This window comes from Neobacillus massiliamazoniensis (assembly GCF_001048695.1).
Taxonomy (GTDB): Bacteria; Bacillota; Bacilli; order Bacillales; family Cytobacillaceae; genus Neobacillus; species Neobacillus massiliamazoniensis.
Genome location: NZ_CVRB01000001.1, coordinates 137,204 through 155,943 on the forward strand (window position 1 = coordinate 137,204; position 18,740 = coordinate 155,943).

At 36.3% G+C, this 18,740-nt stretch carries 16 protein-coding genes; 1 reads left to right on the forward strand and 15 read right to left on the reverse strand.

Features of this window, described 5'->3' with window-relative positions; genetic code table 11:
- Window positions 1-49 precede the first annotated feature (49 nt).
- From kduD to BN1082_RS00765, 14 genes are all read right to left on the reverse strand, one after another.
- The gene (kduD, locus tag BN1082_RS00700) at window positions 50-832 is read right to left on the reverse strand and encodes a 2-dehydro-3-deoxy-D-gluconate 5-dehydrogenase KduD (RefSeq protein ID WP_090629519.1); all 783 of its coding nucleotides are present in this window, start codon (window positions 830-832) and stop codon (window positions 50-52) included.
- Window positions 833-906: 74 nt separating this feature from the next.
- Window positions 907-1,737 carry a 5-dehydro-4-deoxy-D-glucuronate isomerase gene (gene kduI / locus BN1082_RS00705; RefSeq protein WP_090629522.1) on the reverse strand — a complete coding sequence of 277 codons (831 nt, stop codon included), beginning with the start codon at window positions 1,735-1,737 and terminating at the stop codon, window positions 907-909.
- A 29-nt stretch (window positions 1,738-1,766) separates the two neighbouring features.
- Window positions 1,767-2,780, reverse strand: a complete 1,014-nt coding sequence (locus tag BN1082_RS00710; protein WP_090629525.1) for a sugar kinase — start codon at window positions 2,778-2,780, stop codon at window positions 1,767-1,769.
- Window positions 2,777-3,430: a bifunctional 4-hydroxy-2-oxoglutarate aldolase/2-dehydro-3-deoxy-phosphogluconate aldolase gene (locus BN1082_RS00715; protein ID WP_090629527.1), complete on the reverse strand. Its 654-nt coding sequence runs from the start codon at window positions 3,428-3,430 to the stop codon at window positions 2,777-2,779. The genes BN1082_RS00710 and BN1082_RS00715 overlap by 4 nt, the downstream gene beginning before the upstream one ends.
- A gap of 41 nt (window positions 3,431-3,471) precedes the next feature.
- Window positions 3,472-4,041 (reverse strand): YesL family protein, encoded by a 570-nt coding sequence (locus BN1082_RS00720; protein WP_176699606.1) that lies wholly within the window; start codon window positions 4,039-4,041, stop codon window positions 3,472-3,474.
- Between the two features lie 90 nt (window positions 4,042-4,131).
- Window positions 4,132-5,034, reverse strand: a complete 903-nt coding sequence (locus tag BN1082_RS00725) for a fumarylacetoacetate hydrolase family protein (protein ID WP_090629532.1) — start codon at window positions 5,032-5,034, stop codon at window positions 4,132-4,134.
- Between the two features lie 21 nt (window positions 5,035-5,055).
- A complete protein-coding gene (locus tag BN1082_RS00730) occupies window positions 5,056-5,829 on the reverse strand; it encodes an SDR family NAD(P)-dependent oxidoreductase (RefSeq protein ID WP_090629535.1) in 774 nt (257 codons plus the stop codon).
- Window positions 5,830-5,897: 68 nt separating this feature from the next.
- Window positions 5,898-7,091 carry a glycoside hydrolase family 88 protein gene (locus tag BN1082_RS00735; protein ID WP_090629536.1) on the reverse strand — a complete coding sequence of 398 codons (1,194 nt, stop codon included), beginning with the start codon at window positions 7,089-7,091 and terminating at the stop codon, window positions 5,898-5,900.
- 38 nt (window positions 7,092-7,129) lie between these two features.
- Window positions 7,130-7,957: an amidohydrolase family protein gene (locus tag BN1082_RS00740; RefSeq protein ID WP_090629538.1), complete on the reverse strand. Its 828-nt coding sequence runs from the start codon at window positions 7,955-7,957 to the stop codon at window positions 7,130-7,132.
- Window positions 7,958-8,016: 59 nt separating this feature from the next.
- Window positions 8,017-8,949: an aldo/keto reductase gene (locus tag BN1082_RS00745; protein ID WP_245640261.1), complete on the reverse strand. Its 933-nt coding sequence runs from the start codon at window positions 8,947-8,949 to the stop codon at window positions 8,017-8,019.
- Window positions 8,949-10,025 carry an enolase C-terminal domain-like protein gene (locus BN1082_RS00750; protein WP_090629543.1) on the reverse strand — a complete coding sequence of 359 codons (1,077 nt, stop codon included), beginning with the start codon at window positions 10,023-10,025 and terminating at the stop codon, window positions 8,949-8,951. The genes BN1082_RS00745 and BN1082_RS00750 overlap by 1 nt, the downstream gene beginning before the upstream one ends.
- A 130-nt stretch (window positions 10,026-10,155) precedes the next feature.
- Window positions 10,156-11,037, reverse strand: a complete 882-nt coding sequence (locus tag BN1082_RS00755; RefSeq protein WP_090629546.1) for a carbohydrate ABC transporter permease — start codon at window positions 11,035-11,037, stop codon at window positions 10,156-10,158.
- Window positions 11,038-11,053: 16 nt separating this feature from the next.
- The gene (locus BN1082_RS00760) at window positions 11,054-11,962 is read right to left on the reverse strand and encodes an ABC transporter permease (RefSeq protein WP_245640262.1); all 909 of its coding nucleotides are present in this window, start codon (window positions 11,960-11,962) and stop codon (window positions 11,054-11,056) included.
- 101 nt (window positions 11,963-12,063) lie between these two features.
- Complete coding sequence (locus BN1082_RS00765) at window positions 12,064-14,142, reverse strand: hypothetical protein (RefSeq protein ID WP_090629551.1); 2,079 nt, start codon at window positions 14,140-14,142, stop codon at window positions 12,064-12,066.
- A 413-nt stretch (window positions 14,143-14,555) separates the two neighbouring features.
- On the opposite strand from BN1082_RS00765, the gene BN1082_RS00770 reads away from it, so the two are divergent.
- Window positions 14,556-16,061 (forward strand): ABC transporter substrate-binding protein, encoded by a 1,506-nt coding sequence (locus tag BN1082_RS00770; RefSeq protein ID WP_090629553.1) that lies wholly within the window; start codon window positions 14,556-14,558, stop codon window positions 16,059-16,061.
- A gap of 80 nt (window positions 16,062-16,141) precedes the next feature.
- Here BN1082_RS00770 and BN1082_RS00775 read toward each other — a convergent pair whose 3' ends face one another.
- Entirely contained in the window at window positions 16,142-18,475 is a 2,334-nt protein-coding gene (locus tag BN1082_RS00775; protein ID WP_090629556.1) for a helix-turn-helix domain-containing protein, read from the reverse strand.
- Between the last annotated feature and the right edge of the window lie 265 nt (window positions 18,476-18,740).

The window sequence follows — 18,740 nt, forward strand, 5'->3', positions numbered from 1 at the left end:
TGCTCTATTGGGCATCGGTAGTTGATATTTATAGAATGCTAATATAAATTTATCGCGCCAACCAGCCTCCATCGATGGCTAAAACATGGCCGTTCATATAATCGGAAGCTCTACTAGATAAAAATACCACCACACCCATCAAATCAGATGGGTCTGCCCAGCGGCCTGCCGGAATACGAGACAAGATTTCAGCATTCCGCTTCTCATCTGCACGGATAGGAGCTGTATTATCCGTTGCAATATATCCTGGTGCAATGGCATTGATTTGAACATTATGTTCTGCTAATTCGTTTGCAAATGCTTTGGTAAGACCAGCTACTGCATGTTTACTAGCAGTGTATGGCGGTACAAATTTACCGCCCTGAAAAGAAAGCATGGAGGCAATATTGATGATTTTTCCACTCTTTTGCTCAACCATCACTTTGGCCGCTTCCTGGCTTAACAAAAATAAAGAATTCAAGTTAATCTCTATGACCGCATCCCAGTCTTCTTCCGTGTACTCTAATAATGGAGAGCGGCGGATGGTACCGGCATTGTTTACCAAAATATCAATCTTTCCATATGCTTTCAGACAAGCTGCTGTCACCTGTTTTACCGATTCCCTGTTGCTTAAATCTGCCTGAAAAAACTCGATCCTCTTCCCTGTCTCTTCTATTAATGCTCTTGTTTCATCCAAATTTTCACCCCTTGAAACTACAAAAAGGTCGGCACCGGCCTTAGCAAGTGCAACAGCATACGCCTGCCCCAACCCTTTATTGGCCCCAGTGACAATGGCTACCTTACCGGCAAGACTGAAATAGTCAAGTGAAAAAGCTATGAGATTACTGGTCAATCTATTAACCTCCCATTAAATAAATTTAGAAAATGCTTATTATCAATTAATAACCGCTCTGCCAGTTTTAAAAACTAGCGCAATTCTTCCATCTTTACATGGTCCATGTCACTATACGTAATATTTTCACCACACATCCCCCAAATAAAGGTATAGTTACTGGTTGCTGTTCCTGTATGAATCGACCAGCTAGGTGAAATCGCAGCTTGTTCATTTTTCATCACTAAATGTCTTGTTTCATCTGGTTTTCCCATAAAATGAAAAACACGGGTATCGGGTTCCATATCAAAGTATAAATATACTTCCATCCGTCTCTCGTGAGTATGACAAGGCATCGTATTCCATACGCTTCCTGGTGCAAGCATCGTCAACCCCATTTGCAGCTGGCAACTCTCACAAACATTTGGATGAACGTATTGATAGATTTTCCGCTCATTTAATGTTTCAGGAGCACCCATTTGCAGAGGTTCAATTTTGTTCATATTAATTTTTACTGTTGGATAAGTATTGTGTGCAGGAGTAGAATTGATATAAAATTTTGCGGGATTACTGGCATCCTTGGAACGAAATAAGACAATCCTTGTTCCTTTTCCAACATAAAGACCGTCCCGCTGCTTCATGTCATACTCCATTCCGTCTAAAACAACGGAACCTTCGCCGCCGATGTTAATGATTCCAAGCTCACGGCGTTCTAAGAAATACTCCACTCCTAATTCTTTATCAAGCTTGATCGTTAACTCTTTTTCAGCCGGAGTTACCCCACCGAAGATCATACGGTCAACATGGGTATACGTTACATGAACATGCCCAGCTTCAAACAGAGTTTCTACAAGAAATTCCCTTCTCAATTCATCTGTTGTGTATTTTTTTATATCTTCAGGATGGTGTGCATAACGTGTTTCCATTATTCATTTCTCCTTTATGATTACATATTTTAACGTTTGATTTTACCGGGTTCAGTATCTGTAAATTGAAGAACCTCTTCCTTCGAAAATGGATTACAATCTCCATGAACGGTATGTTTTAATGCTGAGGCTGCTGTAGCAAAAGAAATGATCCGTTCAGTAGGGAGCCCATCCAAGATGCCCGACAAAATTCCAGCTATAAACGAATCACCCCCTCCAACACGATCAACTATCGGTTCCAGACAATGAACTTTTGATTGGTATAGCTCCCCATTTACATACAAGTTGCCCAGCAGTCTATTATTAGAAGCATTTATCACTGTCCGAAAAGTAGAACACATATATTGAATATTCGGATACATTTTCATGATTTTCTGATAGTAACATTTCAGTCTTTCCTCTTGAGGTAATGAACCGCCAACTAAATCAAGTCCAAGTAAGTGAACCGCGTCTAATTCCCCGCAGGAACAAATATCAATATACGGCAGCAATAGTTTGATCACTTCAGAAGCCTCTTGTTGGGTCCAAAGCTTAGCACGGTAATTAAAATCAAAACTTGTTTTAATTCCCATCTTCTTTGCCTTCTTCAAAAAAAGGAAAACAAGTTCCCTTAATGAAGTGGATAAAGCAAGAGTAATGCCAGAAATATGAAATAACGAAGCTCCTCGCAAGATTTCTTCAATAACTACTTCTTCCGCTTCAAGCTTTGAAAAGCTGGAGTTTTTTCGATCATAGGCTACCTGGGTACTTCTTTCGCCCACTCCCGCTTCTAAATAGTAGGCTCCTAGACGCTCCCCGCCTTTTAACAGGTAATCTGTGCGGACTCCATGGGATTTCAAGTGCCGTTCTACTGCACTTCCTAATGGATTCGCTGGAACCTTGCTTACAAAAAAAGCTTGGTAGCCGAAGTGAGATAAAGAAACCGCAACATTCGCTTCTGCACCTCCATAATGGACTGTAAACTGATTCGATTGGTTAAGCCGAACCCCTTCAGCTGTAGAGAGGCGAAGCATGATTTCTCCAAGTGTGACAATTTTTTTCATCCCAATGCCTCTCTTGCTTCTTTAACTTTTTTAATATATTTGCTTGCGTACTCAGTAATTTTTTCGTAATCTCCTGTTTTAGCAGGTGCGACAAGATTGCCGCTTACCCCAACGGCAACACTTCCATTTTTAATCCATTGGGCCACATTATCCAGGTTTACTCCCCCTGTCGGCATAATATTTACCTGTGGAAGAGGTGCTTTTACTGTTTTTATAAATTTGGGGTCATACACATTACTAGGAAACAATTTGATAATATCAACACCATGCGCTAAAGCATGTTTCATTTCCGTAATCGTCATGCAGCCTGGCATATAGGGAACTTGATATAAATTGCATAGCTTTGCTGTCTCTCCATCAAAGCAAGGACTAACAATAAATTGTGCTCCAGCTAAAATGGCCATTCTCGCTGTTGAAGCATCGAGAACAGTCCCCGCTCCAAGTACCACCTCTCGGTTGTCAGCAAAGAGAGAGGTTAATTCTTTAAGTACCAGATCTGCCTCAGGAATGGTAAAGGCAACCTCAATGCCTTTAATCCCTCCTTTTACACAAGATTCAGAAATTTCAATAGCTTCTTCTTTGGAATCCGCTCTAATAACCGCGACTACACCACACTCTACTATTTTGCTTAAAACATTATACTTGTTCATTGGAGCCTCCTTCACTGAAAAATAAAATATAAATCTATCAATTATGAAATATGAACCTTTTTTTCAATGTGAAATCCTCTGCTAACTATAGAGTAGATCAGATAGGCACCTATGCTGAAACTCAGCATCATTGCAGCAGGAATATAGAAACACAAAGCAAAAGCCCCTATAATGATAAGAATAGACAAGATTGAATAGTGCAAGTAACTTACCGAAAATAACAGCGCATTCTTTATGGCGTTTTTCCAAGATACTTGGTAATGAACCATTACAGGGAAGATATAGATAGATACAAATAAGTATAATATCCCCAAAAAGAGAAAGAATGGAAATAAAGTGTATTTCATATTGGCATTCAAGTGATTAATGATAATAAAGTCTCCTAAAAGTAAACCAGCAAGAAACATCCACAAAAAACCTATCAGTAAGCTTTGTTTAAAATTTTCTCTAAAAATACGAAAAAAGTCAGAAAATATTTGAATATCGCCTTGTTTTTGCCACGCTCGTACGACACCGAACATCGCTGTTGTCGCAGGGAAAACAGTTAGGATTGGCAGACACATTACCAGCCAAAGGATATTCAGCAAGAAAGCATTCTTAATAAATTCCATTACTTTATAAATCCTTCCATTCATCATCTCCATCTTTTTCCTCTTTTCAAATAAATTTATTATTCAATCGTTTCCACAAAATAGTAAACCCTATAATGATTTTTCTTCAATAAATGTATTGGTTAGCGAGCCTAATTTTTCAATTTCAACCGTTACCTCATCACCCGGCTTCAAGTACACTTGTTTTTCTAATGGGTACCCTAAGACTACTCCTTCTGGGGTTCCAGTCAGGATCACATCACCAGGTGAAAGAGTCATATGCTGTGAAATATAGCTGACAATTTCATCTACATAAAAAATCATATCAGACGTATTGGAATCTTGACGTACTTCTCCATTTACATATGTTTTTAATTGTAACTTGTTTGGATCGCCAACTTCATCAGCTGTCACTAAGTAAGGACCGATTGGACTAAAGTCATCGCATGTTTTTCCGAGCAGCCATTGTGGTGTTTTCAATTGTAAATCGCGTGCTGATAAATCATTTACCGTACAATAGCCAAAAACATGGTCTAAAGCATCTTCTTTACTTACGTTTTTTGCTTCTTTTCCAATAACGACTCCAAGTTCAACTTCGTAATCTAGCTTTTCGGTCACTTGTGGGACAGCTATTTCACATTTGTGACCAGTTAACGTATTATTAAATTTATTAAATAAAATAGGTACTTCTGGATAGGATGCATTTGTTTCATCAGCATGTTTTCGATAATTTAATCCTACACAAATAATTTTGTTTGGTTGTGTGACACAAGGTCCCCATTGAATTTCTTCTTCATGTTTGATATAAGATGCTTCAATTGATGTTGGAAGATGATTAATATAGTTTGCAATTGCAGAAATAGCCTCCCTGCCGCCTGCTATTACTTCCATGATATTTGTTCTTACATGTTCATTTGGTCTTTCATATAATGCCGATTTAAGATCGACAATTCCATTCTCCATTTTTACACCTAAAGTTTGCTTACCGTCTTTTATAAAGGTTAAAAGTTTCATAGAATACTTATCCTCCTTTGTTTATGCATCCTTCCCAAAAACAACGCCGCCATCAATATAAAGCGGAGAGCCCATCATAAACTTCGATTCATCTGATGCTAGGAAAAGTGCAGCATATGCCACATCCTCAGGCTTTCCTAATTCCCCACTTAATTGGCGTTTTTTGATCTGTTCAATTGCGGCTTCGGGGTTCTCATACGATTGTTTTAAATAGTTTTCTACAAAAGGAGTAAGGATGGTCCCTGGTAAAATAGCATTTACACGAATATTATAAGCAGCATAATCTACCTGCATCGATTTTGTTAGTGCTAATATCGCTCCTTTTGTCGTAGAATAGGAAGCACGATTAGCTAGTCCCATTTCAGCAATACATGAAGACATATTAATAATGGACCCTTTCCGCTCCTTCATCATATATGGCAAAACATATTTGCTTGGCAACATGACGCCGTTAATGTTTACATTCAGTGTTTTACTCCAAGCTTCCAGATCTATTTCATGAAGTTTGCCAACACCACTAATACCAGCATTATTAAATAGAACATCTATTCTTCCAAATTTATTAATGGCTTCCTCAACCATTGCTTTGACAGACTCAGCATCTGTTACATCCGCATGAATAAAGCAGGCTTCACCATTTGCTTCGTAAATTTCTGCCACCGTTTTTTTGCCGTTTTCGGGATCCACATCATTTACAATTACGATTGCGCCTTCTTTTGCAAAAAGCAATGCTGTACATTTTCCAATTCCAGATCCTGCACCTGTTATAAGGACCACTTTATCCCTCAATCTCATTTTCTTTCATTCCCTCCCTCTACTATTCTAATAAGCATCATCTAATAACCTTTAAAACAGCAGTTTGCTTAAAAATACTTTCCTCCTAATCGGTAATACAATGCTTCAACAAAATAATAATCTCCCCACGTTGTATAATCATCAATGTTCCGGTTTCGCGGGCGATTGGCACATACGTGGGCTAGTAACCCTTCAATTTGATTATCTTCTTCCCAGCATGTTTCAATTAATTGAGCCAACAGAATGTCATTTGCTTTTTGATATAGTAATGCATTTGAACAATCAGGCTTTACTTTTAGTAATTTTTGCAAACCTACTGATACAAGCGCAGCGGCTGAACTATCTCGCGGTTCATTATTTCCTGCAATAAAATTTAAATCCCAATTAGGAAGGCAATCAGAAGGCAAGTTACTTAAAAAGAATTGATTTACCATCTCGGCAGCATAGAAAACCTCTTCGTCACCTGTGTACCGATATAAATCCGGCAAGCCCCATGATGCCCACCCTGAGCCTCTGCTCCAAGTAGAGTGTAAATCGAATCCTTGATGAGGCAAATGTTGAATATATTTTCCGTCTCTTTTATCAAACTCTGTTAACTGAATAATAGAACCATTGTCGCGTATGTTATAGCGAAGCAGTGTATAGCCATTTCGAATAGCCGCTTCAGTGAATACAGGGTTTCCACTAAATTCACTCGCAAAGTACAATATCGGTATAACCGTAAAACTGTCAATTATAACGCGGCGCCCTTCGTAAGGATCGTCCATTTTTCCAGCCATATGAACAAATCCTGGATTTGGAACATAGCGATCTAACATGATTTCTCCTGCCTTTACAGCAAGCTCTTTGAGATGGCTCTCCCCTGTAAAACGATAGCCCCATACCAGTGCTGGGTCTGCTTCACAACCAACACAGTGTGTCGAATCATAATGTTCTTTTGTAAGTGTTTTTTCAAAAATAGTCGTATAATCAAATGCCGTTTCTTTAAAGACATCATCATTTGTTAAAGCATAAAGAAGCCAATGAATGCCAACCCAGTAACCAGCTCCCCATGTTCCTTTTTTTACTTGTGGTAACTTATCATATATTCCGTTTTTGGATTCATCTCCCGGGAAGTGTCCTTTAAATCGATTAAGATTTTTTTTCATTCTGTCTGCAATTCGATCAGCAGCTTGAGAGAAAATCGCTTCTTTAATTTCTGTTTCTAGGAATCTGCTTGCATATTGAAACTCTACCTTGTTATTCCGTATCCCTTTACGCATGGTTTTTGTTCTCCTTATTTACAACTTAAAATTGGCAATCACATGCTTAGATGATAATGTCGAATGGCATTCTCCCGGATAAGCTTGCGGATTTGATCACTATGCAATTTTTCTGGTAAGACATGATAAAATAGATCAATCGTTTCTTTATAGTTGCCACCTAATAAGCAAACAGGCCAATCACTGCCAAACATAAGGCGATCTATCCCGAAGTTTGCAAAAAGATGGGCAATAATAGGTTTGAATACCGACCAATCACATCCCTTGCCTAAAGTGATCATTCCGGAAAGCTTGCAGGTTGCCTGTTTATGCTTCGATATCTCTGTCATCATTTCCATCCACGGCTGAATCCTTTGATTTATTGGCGGAGCGCCTAAATGATTTATGGTCACTTTTAATTCTGGCAAATATTCAAGCAATCTAAGAATATATGGGATATTTTTGGGATTAATTAACAAATCAACAATATAATCATCCTTTTCCAGCAATTGGAGATTACGAACAACAATTGGATCAATTCTCCATTTATTTGTATCATAAGTATTTAATGGGTAACGAATCCCTTTAAAAAGCTTATTATTGTGTAAACGTTCATATAAATTGGGAAAATGCTCTGATGTAACATCAAGCCAGCCGATTACTCCTTTAATAATGGAATATTCTTCTGCAATACTTAATAAGAAATCAGTTTCTTCAACCGTGTTGGCAGCTTGTACAGCAACAACACCATCAACATAATTCCCAATTTGGTGCTGCAGTAGATCTGGCGGTAAATAATTATTATAAAGAACGGAGTCATTAGGATTTATCCAAACATAATCGCCACGGGACAAATTCCAAAAATGAACATGACTATCGATAAACATGGTATAGCCCTCCCCGCTTAAGAAATTGTTATGTTATTTTTTTACCCTTAAGGGAAAAATTAATATGCGTCAAATAGCTTTTTCCCTTCAAATAACTGAAATATTTTTTGGTTTTCATCTTCGGTAAATCCTCTTCCGTCACAATAACTAACATTCCGTTTAAGAGACATTGTGGACGTGGTGCCCGTTAATGTCACAGCAATATCAGGACAAGTTAAGCTAAACCGCATAGCTGGCTCTGCCAGTCCCTTTGGCCCTGATTTTCGCAAAAATGAAAGTTTTTCTTTTCTGCGCTCCGCTTCCTCTAATAATTTCTGATTCTTTTTTATAAAAGGAGCCGGGGCATCTGCCAATATTCCCATTCCTAGGACACTTCCGTTAATAACCGCAACGTTCCACTCTTTTGCGATGGGAAATAAGCTATCTTTTGCAGAATAATCAATCAGCATATAGCGTCCAAAAGTTTGAACCGTATCAACGATCCCTGTTTTAATATAAGGAATTAGTAAATCAACATTTCCGGCGTTTACACCTATGGCTCGCACTTTTCCTTCTTCCTTGAGTTTGGAAAATGCCCTAATGGTACCATCCATTGCCTCCTCGAATGTTGTCATATCAGCTTCATGCAGTTGAATGAGATCAATCCAATCTGTTTGCAACCGCTTTAGGCTTTCTTCGACTGATTTTATGGTGTTTTCATACGTATATGGGTCGCCTCTCATCACAGCTTTGGTCGCCAGAATCACTTGATCCCGTTTTCCCTTTAAAGCTTTTCCTATTCGGCGTTCACTTTCTCCCTTTCCGTATAACGGGGCAGTATCAATAAAATTAATGCCAAGATCCAATGCTGTCTGGATCACATTAAACACAATTTCATCAGACGTTTCTCCAAAATCCCCGCCAAGTGGTGCTCCGCCTAAGCCTAATTTTGAAACTTTAAATCCCGTTCTTCCCAAAACTGTATATTCCATATTGGTCCACCAGCCTGTCATTAAACTTTATAAACCGCTTTTTTCTCAATCTCGTTCCAGTCAAATATATAGCCAATCCCAGGTTCTTGCGGTGCAGTAATAAAACCGTCAGGCTCAACTGGATAACCAAAATCGACAGGATCAGTTCCAAAAACAAGCACTTCAAAAAATGAACAGTTCGAAATTCCGCAAGCTAAATGAACATTGGCTTGATCTCCTCCATGTATTTCCGCTTTCATATTAAAGCTGTCTGCCAAGTGAGCGATACGCATAGACCCGGTAATTCCCCCTTTAAGAAGGGTTCCTGTCCTGATCATGTCACATGCGCCATTAACGATAAAATCTGCTGCATTATAGTGACATCCATCAGATGTTTCAGCAGCTAAAACTGGAATGGATAATTCATCACAAAGCTTCTTATAATTCCAAATACTAGACTCTCTCATTGGCTCTTCATACCAATAATAATCTGCTTCTTCTAGTGCCTTTCCTAAATAGATAGCATCATGCAAATTAAAACCTGCCGAGCCGTCATACATTAACTTAATGTCATTACCTACATGTTTTCTTAAATTCTGACATAACTTTGCATCTTTACGCGCATCTCCCCAGGCATGGAGTTTAATAGCCTTGTACCCCCGATCGATACAATAATCAGCAATGGTTAGAAACTGTTCTGTGGTATCATAGGTAACCGTTGAAGCATAGGCTTGTACACGATCTGAATTCCCCCCGAGCAAATGATAGAGCGGCATCCCTGCCTTCTTCGCCGTAATATCCCACAATGCCATATCAACAAGTCCCATAAACATAATTTGAAATTCTTCTAAACGATCCATTTCCCATATCTCATGCCAAATTTTCTCTTTTAACAAGGGATTTTTTCCAATTAATAGTTGCTTAAAACACCTTGTTACGTAATCAACCGTCATTCCGGCACGCTGCGTAACCGCCACGCCCTCAATGCCCTCATCTGTGATAATTCGAAGTATTCCCTGTTCTCTAATTTCCCCGGAACCAGGAAGACCCTTTCGCCACTTGAAAGGATTTTCTACCGGATGATGTAAACCATATGCTTTAACATCTATAATTTTCATTCCCTGCTCCCCGCTTTCTTATTAGGAGATTTTCCGGACTAAGTATTTGTTATTAACCGGAAAATCCTATTGCCGCTTTACAATGAAGAACTGCTGTAATGGTCAGACAAGATTCTTGGTTTCATATCCATTATTCTTTCACCGAGCCGACCGTAATTCCTTTAACAAAGAATCTTTTGAAGAATGGAAAAACGAACATCATTGGTCCGGCAGCTAAAACAGCCATTGCCATTCGCACTGAATGGGATGGAAATTTACTTAAATCAATACTTACATTTGCTGTATCAGCATTGTTCGCTAAAAAGTCTATCGTATTCATTATTCGATATAATAAGAGTTGCAATGGCGTTAAATTCTGATTATCTATAAATAATAATCCGAGCCACCAATCATTCCAATAAAGGAAAGAAGTAAATAATCCCACTGTCGCCAATGCTGGAGTCGATAATGGAATAATAATTCTTATAAAAATCTGCCATTCACTCGCTCCATCAATCTTAGCTGATTGGATCACTTCAAAAGGAATTCTATCCAAAAATCCTTTCATGATTAAAACATAAAATGGATTTAGCAAATACGGTAAAATCAATGCCCAAATGGTGTTTCCTAAGTGTAAATATTGCGTCATTAATATATACATCGGAATGATCCCGCCGCTAAAAAGCATGGTAAACATTAGATAAACCGTTGTCATACGTCGATATCGGTAATCACGACGAGAAATGGTATAGGCTATTAAGGTTGTGATTAATAAACTCAAAATTGTACCAATAACTGTGACAAAAATGGTTACACCGTAAGAAGTAATTAATTGATAAGGTGACTTAAAAATAACTTCATACGCCAGTAAACTAAAATCTTTCGGTATGAATTGGTATCCATTCTTTAGCAGCGACTTTTCATCCGTTATAGAAATCGAGATAACGAGAATAAATGGCAATATCATTGCCGCGGAAATACATAAAAATAGGCAATTTATGGCGAACCTGGAAAGTAATCGTTTCTGTTCCATCATGCTTCCTCCCTATTCACCATAGTGCATGGTCCTTATTTATTTTTCTGATAATATAATTAGTCGAAACTACCAAAATTAATCCAATAATGGATTGATATAAACCGACGGCTGTAGCCATACCTAAATCTCCGACAACACGCAGCGAACGATAAACATACGTATCAATTACATCTGTGCTGGAATACAGGAAGCTAACATCATTCGGGACAAAATAAAACAAACCAAATTCCGCGCGGAAGATCTTCCCCATATCCACAATAAATAAAATAATAATCAGCGGCATTAACAAAGGAATAGTAATCTTTTTGATCATTTGCCATTTGGAGGCACCGTCTATCTTTGCTGCTTCATAATAGGTTGAATCAATGCCCATCAAACCTCCATAATAAACAAGCGTCGCAAAACCAATATGCTTCCATAAATGAACTAGAATAATGATAAACGGCCAATATTTTGCTTCTTGATACCAGTTAACCGGGGAAAACCCATATGTTTCAAAGAGTTGGTTGATTAAACCACTCTTACTATCTAAAAATGCCTGCGTAATATATCCAACAACGACCCAAGATAAAAAATAGGGAAGAAACAAAAGAGTCTGATGAATTTTTAGCCACTTACTTGTCATTTCGTTCAGTAAAATTGCTAAAGTAACCGATATGACAGTGGTCAAAACAATAAATGTTAGATTATAAAGAACCGTATTTCTTGTTATGATCGCAGCAGCTTGCGAGGTAAAGAAAAATTTAAAATTATCTAAACCGACCCATGGGCTCCCTAAGATTCCCAAGTCAAAACGAAAGCGCTTAAATGCAACGACAAGAAATAGTAATGGAAGATAAGCAAAAATAAAAGTATAAATGACACCTGGCAATGAGAGGATAAAAAGCTCTTTATTTTTTTTAAAATATTTCCATTCAGTCATTTTGTTTTTTTTATGAGATTTCTGTATATTTTTAGATACATTATTTATTAATGGTTTTGATTGCATATAATCACCTCTATTTGCTATAAATGATCCTGTCGCTAAACAAGTTGGAAATGTAACCGAATACTATCTGAATTCAAGCTAGTAAATTGTGCCGTTCTATAATAGCCATTCCGATTGGGCATTAACCCAGGATATATTCGTAGTTCAGCAAATGGATTGTTACTTTGATCCTCAACAATATATTGATGGTCTAAGTAGGAAACCGATACCCTATTTGCTGCTTGGTTAATTTGAGAATTTACTTTTCCATTTGTAACAAGCAGTGGAACCGTGATACCTATTGCAGTCAATTCGCCGCTTTTTGAAGGAGTTAAAGTCCATGTTATCGTTACACCCTCCGACCTTATACAATACGTTTCTTTAATTTCGATACAGCTGTCATTTTCGGGGCGTGGTAGTATATCAGCTAATGCACGTTGCTGTGTTTCCTCCATATTTGCACCTGACACTGTAATTTCTTCCCTTTCTATCTTTCTTCCATCATCAGAGTTCACGAAATAACGAATGGAAAATTCGAGAGAGTCTTTTGTATGAACAACATCCTCTACAGAGGTTTTCCAGAATTGTCTTTCTCCGTTCAATGGTTCCCCTTTTTCATTAATACGATGGAAAATTTCATGGTTTCTCCTTCCGTAATTTGCCAGGCGGTGCCATGTTCCATGTTCATCACACCACATCGGACCGATCGCAACTGGATATTTTGGGGAAGGAATTTGTGACCTTGCCGAAAAAAAATACCATGGAATTTCCAATGTCTTTGTTGGGATTCCAACTGAGAGCGCAAGTTCACTAGGAATATTCTTTTTATGAAAACGAACTAACCCTGTCGCATCATGCCCCATTTGTGCATTTGTATCAAAACCTAGATGATAATTTCCTAATTCATAACCAGAGGTTGTAAAAATGCGATGAAAGGATGGAATGGATACAATATACCCCCCTATATCACATGGAGCAGGTGCTTCCTCAATCTGATGGTTTGCCGCTTCATAACAGGAAGCTGCTATTTGCGCCGCGTATAGACTATACGTGGAATAAAATGCATAGAACTCCCATCCCTCTCGTTTCTCTGTTGGAAATGAATTTTTAAACAATTTAAATTCTTCCACTTCATTTATCCATCTTGATATTGAATTAAATGCTCTATGTGCTGCTCTCTTAAAAATACTGGCCCATTCTGGATTTCCAAATCTTTGATACATACTGGCCTCACTCTCACAAATATGAGAGAATGTCAGTTCATTCCAAATTAACTGATTACTTCTTCCCCCAAAGCTCACTTCACCTGTGGAGGATTGCATCAGCAACATGGTTTTTGCTCCTCTTCTAAGTAGCTTATTTAATAGTGCAGCATGAATTCCGTTATACCCTTCCTCCAATAGTCCATTTAGTTGATCTCTTGCAGCCAGATCATATGCTGCTGGTAGATTGGGATCTCGATAGAGCCCTTCGCTGGTAAATCTTTTGAGTTGTGCGGGCAAATATTTCTCAATAAATGTAGTATAATCAGTTAATTTATCTCGGTAACGCATCATTTCCCCATGCATTGCATACGTTGTCCAATTTCTTGTTTGATCAACAGGATAATTTCGTTCTACTTGGGTATAGGTTTCTTCCGGTTCAATGTTTCGTAAATATGATTTCCATTTTTCAATCTGCTTTTCACTTGCAAAAGAAGTCAAATTTCGTAGTGCTTTCATTAACATATGGGTAGTAAAGTCTGAATGGTCATCAGGCACTTTATTTGTCCCTAAACAGTAACATGACCAGTCCATTGCTTTGAAAATGGATTCCTTCAAATCGTTACAGCGTTCTTCTTTTAATAAGATGGATCCTGCTTTAACATATGAAGCGGTAGAATATTCACGTTCGTTTTGGTCATATGGATCAATAATCGCACCCTGATCGTTTTGGAACTGGGCAAATTGTCTTACACGGTCTTCCGCAAAAACTAAATAATCTTCATCTACCACATTTATGTCTTTCCAGCTGCCAATTTCTTTATCTTTTAAAAACGCACGCTGACGCTCGATAAATGATTGCAAGATCGATTCCATTTCACATTCATTCGATAATAAATGAAAGTAAGTCTGATAATTTTGCAAATCTGGCATTGTATCAAAGCCTCCCTTTTACTGTAATATGAAACTTACCATTACGTTCTCACACTTCCATTCGTTTCACTACTGTAAAGATTTGATTTTTGTATAATAAATAGTGTAAATATTGAGATATTACCTGTACATGTTCCACAAAGAAGCAAAAGATAAATGACTAAAAATTAGGAATGATAAGTTTTAAGAGTGTGTATAGTTTTGTTTAAATAATACAGTTTAAAATATAGTAATTATCCAATTGTACAATTTCCTATGCAATGCAGGTATGACATTATTAAATGAGAGTCACGAGCAATACATGCTACCTTAAAATAAGTAGAGGAGGGATCACGAAAAACGTTTTAATTCATTTACTTGAATTTTTGAAAACGCTTTAATCAGGAGAGAATAATTAATTGGAGGTCAATCAAATGCAAAAAGGGAAAAAGACGAAGCGCATCCTATTTACCATCATTACAATCTTCTTTATTTTTATTACATCTGCTTGCAGCAATAATACCAATGGGCAAGCTAGCGTTAAAAATTCTAACAATAACAATGCTTCTAAGCCCGTTGAACTTACATTTTACTACCCTCTTGCTCAAATACCAGCGGATGTAAGCACCGTTGAAGCAGAAATAAACAAAATTACCAAAGGAAAAATTAATGCGACTGTCCATTTAAAACCACAAACATTTAGTGACTATACACAAAAAATGAATGTAGTTCTTGCTTCAGGTGGAGATGCAGATATTATCTGGACATCTAATTGGAATTTTGATTATGTAACAAATCAGGCAAAAGGCGCTTTTCTTCCATTAGATGATTTGATTAAAAAATATGCACCTGAAGTTAAAAATACACTTCCTCAATATGTAATGGATGCAACGAAAATCAACGGAAAAATGTATGCGATTCCAAACTATCAAATCGAAACTCAAAAAGTAGGATTTTATATTCAAAAACGTTTTGCCGATAAATATCATTTTGATCCTAGTTCGATCAAAACCATTAAGGATATTGAGCCTTTGTTAGCAAGCATAAAGCAGGGGGAATCGAAAGAAGTCGTTCCATTAGCTATGTCCAGTATTGGTAACTGGGATCATTTACTGCTGGCTTATAATCTCGAAAAGATTCAGGACAAATTGTTAGTTATTAACTATAATGACCCTACAAAAATATTAAACATGTATGAAACCCCAGAGTTTGAACAATATCTTGAAATGGTAAGAGATTGGTATAAAAAAGGCTACATTAATCAAGATGCAGCAACAATTAAAAACGTTAATGATCTTCTAAAAACAGGAAATGTTGCTGTACAAATTCACAATGTATTAAAGCCAGGTGCTGAAATTGCACAGAAAAATGCAAATGGTGGGCAAGATATTATTCAAGCAGCAGTCACCAAGCCACATGTCCTAACAAATAGTATCATTACTACGATGTTGGCTATTAACCAAAAGTCACATAATCCAGAAGCAGCGATGAAGTTTATTAACCTTTTAAATACAGACAAACAGCTTTATAACCTAATTTGCTATGGTGTAGAAGGAAAGAACTATACAAAGATATCTGACAATATGATAAAAATTAATCCGGATGCTGGGTATAATCCGAATGCAAATTGGGTATTTGGGAATACATTTAACAGTTTTCTGAAAGAGGGTGAAGATCCAAAAGTCAATGAACAGACACTTGAAATGAACAAAACTGCCATTCCTTCACCAATTTTAGGGTTCAAATTTGTTGCGGAACCGGTCACTGCTGAGATCGCAAATCTTCAAACTGTAATTGACCAATATTTACCGGGACTTGTCACAGGAACAGTTGATCCTAAATCTAAATTGAAAGAGTTTCGTGATAAACTAAAAGAGGCTGGAATTGATAAAGTAGTTGCAGAAGGTCAGAAACAGCTGGACAAATTTTTACGAAAATAGTAGGGTAAAAAAACTTATAAACAAAAATCGGGGTTGCCGAAAAGTCGTTCTTTAGACTTTTCAGCAACCCCTGCTCTTTCTTACAAATCTCTTAAAAGCTTGGAACGTTGGTACTCTTTTGGTGTTGTACCAAACTTTTTCTTGAATACTCTAAAGAAGTAACTTTGATTTCCAAACCCTACCTCATCCATGATTTCATTAACTGTATATTTTTTCTTAATAAGAAGCTCAATTGAGCAGTTTAGCCTGACTTCTTTAATATATTCTCCTATCGACAACGATTCCTTTTGCTTAAAAATTCTATTTGCATGTGTTGGTGATAACCTTAACATGTCTGAAATTCCTTTTAAGCTTAAGTTCATGTCTTTATAATTCTCTCCAACAATCTCCTTAATTGTGTTGACTATCAAATCATTCGTATCCATATTAACAATGCTTTTTCTATGTTCAATCACTTCATCTAAAAGCCTATTAATCATTTCGTATATTTCATCTAACGTTTCCAAATCTAAAAGATTTCTATCGTATAATTTCAAATCAACAGTAATCGGATGGATCGTATTTTGATTAATTTCCATAATTACCCTCTGGATAACAGCAATTATGTGAGTGAGAAAATAAATAATATTATGGTAGCTTAAATGCTTCATATAAGAAAACAAACCATCTAATTGTTCATCTACAATATGTCTATCGTTTGTTTTAATCCCCTCAATAAACTTACGCTCCGTTTCAACCGGAAATAAACAATCAAAATTATTAACATTTTCTTCAACCATCTCAGGAGTAATAATTTTCCCATGTCCATGGATCAGTCTGTACATCGAATAATCATATGTTTTTGAATAGCTTTTTGCTAGATGTTCATAATGTTCGATAGGACCACTTACCGTTGCCGAAATGGAAATACCAAAAATTTGGTTTATCGTTTGTTGAATTTCCCGAAACTTTTCCATGATTATTTCATTATCGTTGCCATCAAGGTTCATATTTATTACCATGACAAAATGATTGTTTCTCATATGAAAGATTTCATTTTTAAAGTTGTTAGAAACAATTTCATGAGCAATATTGACAATTATAAATTCGTTTTCTTTCTGCTCCTCATCGCTATATGTCTCTATATATGAATGATAGTTGTCAATTGTTAATATACATAACAGCAACTTACTCTCAAAATGAATCTGTAAATTTAAATGTTTTTGTTGTTCTTTTAACTCAGAAAGCTCCGATTTAGAACTATTTATAATAAACTTTCTCAATAAGTAATTTTTGATGATATTTTTATTACTTTGATTGTCTTTTTTTAACCTTGCAATGTTTTCCGATATGCTCATAAAATGATTATTCATATAAGCCAATTCATCTATTAAACCAACAGAATGTTCGGTATGTGAGGAGTTGGTAATTTTATTCATTATAGTTAAAATCGGTTTATAAAGATTATAAGCAAGTACAAGGGCCACAATCATAGCTACTATTAATATGCAAACGGTTACAACAATCATCATATTTTGCAACTGATTAACATTGGTCATTACTTTATCATATGGCAAAATATTTATGATGGTCCAATCATTATTTGTTGACTTTTTATAGCTTATAAGTTTTTTTTTCTTATCAATCTTAGCAATGAATGTTCCTTCTTTTTTATTATCCTGGCTTTTCATCAATTTCTCTAATTGATTTAACTGCTGATCACTTTCGTTCTGCTTGTTTAAAAAACTATAATTTGAATCCATTAGCAGGATGCTGCTGCCCTCATACTTTATAAGGTGATTTAAACTGTTTACATTATCAAATAGCCATTCTGGCTTAATATTAATAATAATTGTGCTAGCTTGTACGGAAGTATCATATGCCCCATAAAAAAACATTGAGAAATAGTCTAAACGGTCATCCTTGATGCTTTTATTATTATCTTTCATTATGGGAACCAATTTTAATTTAGGAATAGTCCCAATATTTTTTATATAGCGATCAATTTCTTGGTTAACCCCATCCTCATGGCAGGAAGTCTTATAATTAGTTGAATAATAACACTTATTATTATTATTATAGATAACAATGGAATCTACAAACGAATATGTATTTACAATCTTCCTTAATTCATCCAATTTTGGATATAATTCATATATTTCAATCTCTCTACTATTCATTAACGAAATCACATCGTTATTAAAATATAATGATAACATCAAATTTTGTGTAATCTCATTCATATAATTTATGTTGTAAAACAGCTGATTTATAACTTTATTGTTCATCTCTTTTTGCATCTGTAAGGTCGTTTTATGTGATGTATATATCATAAGCATAGATGAAATAAGTAAGAAAACGAATAATAATAGCAAAATTGATATGGACATCTTCATTAAGTACTTTTTAGTCATGTATTTTTTTAATAAATTCAAGTTTGTCGCCCCTCTGCAATTTCGCTAAAAAGTCACACTATTCATTCAATTATAACAAATTAGGTAGTTAAATTTCCACCTTAAATATAAAAATCATTGCTCGATTGTTCATCTATATTCTTTCAAAAAATTATTGTAAAACAACAAAAAAACATCCCTTCTTGGTAAAATGTGGTCACGACACTCGTAACCAAAGAGAGGATGTTTTATTGACTTCTACAAACTATCTAGTTTTATCTGTAAAGCGCGGTCATCAATCCAGATG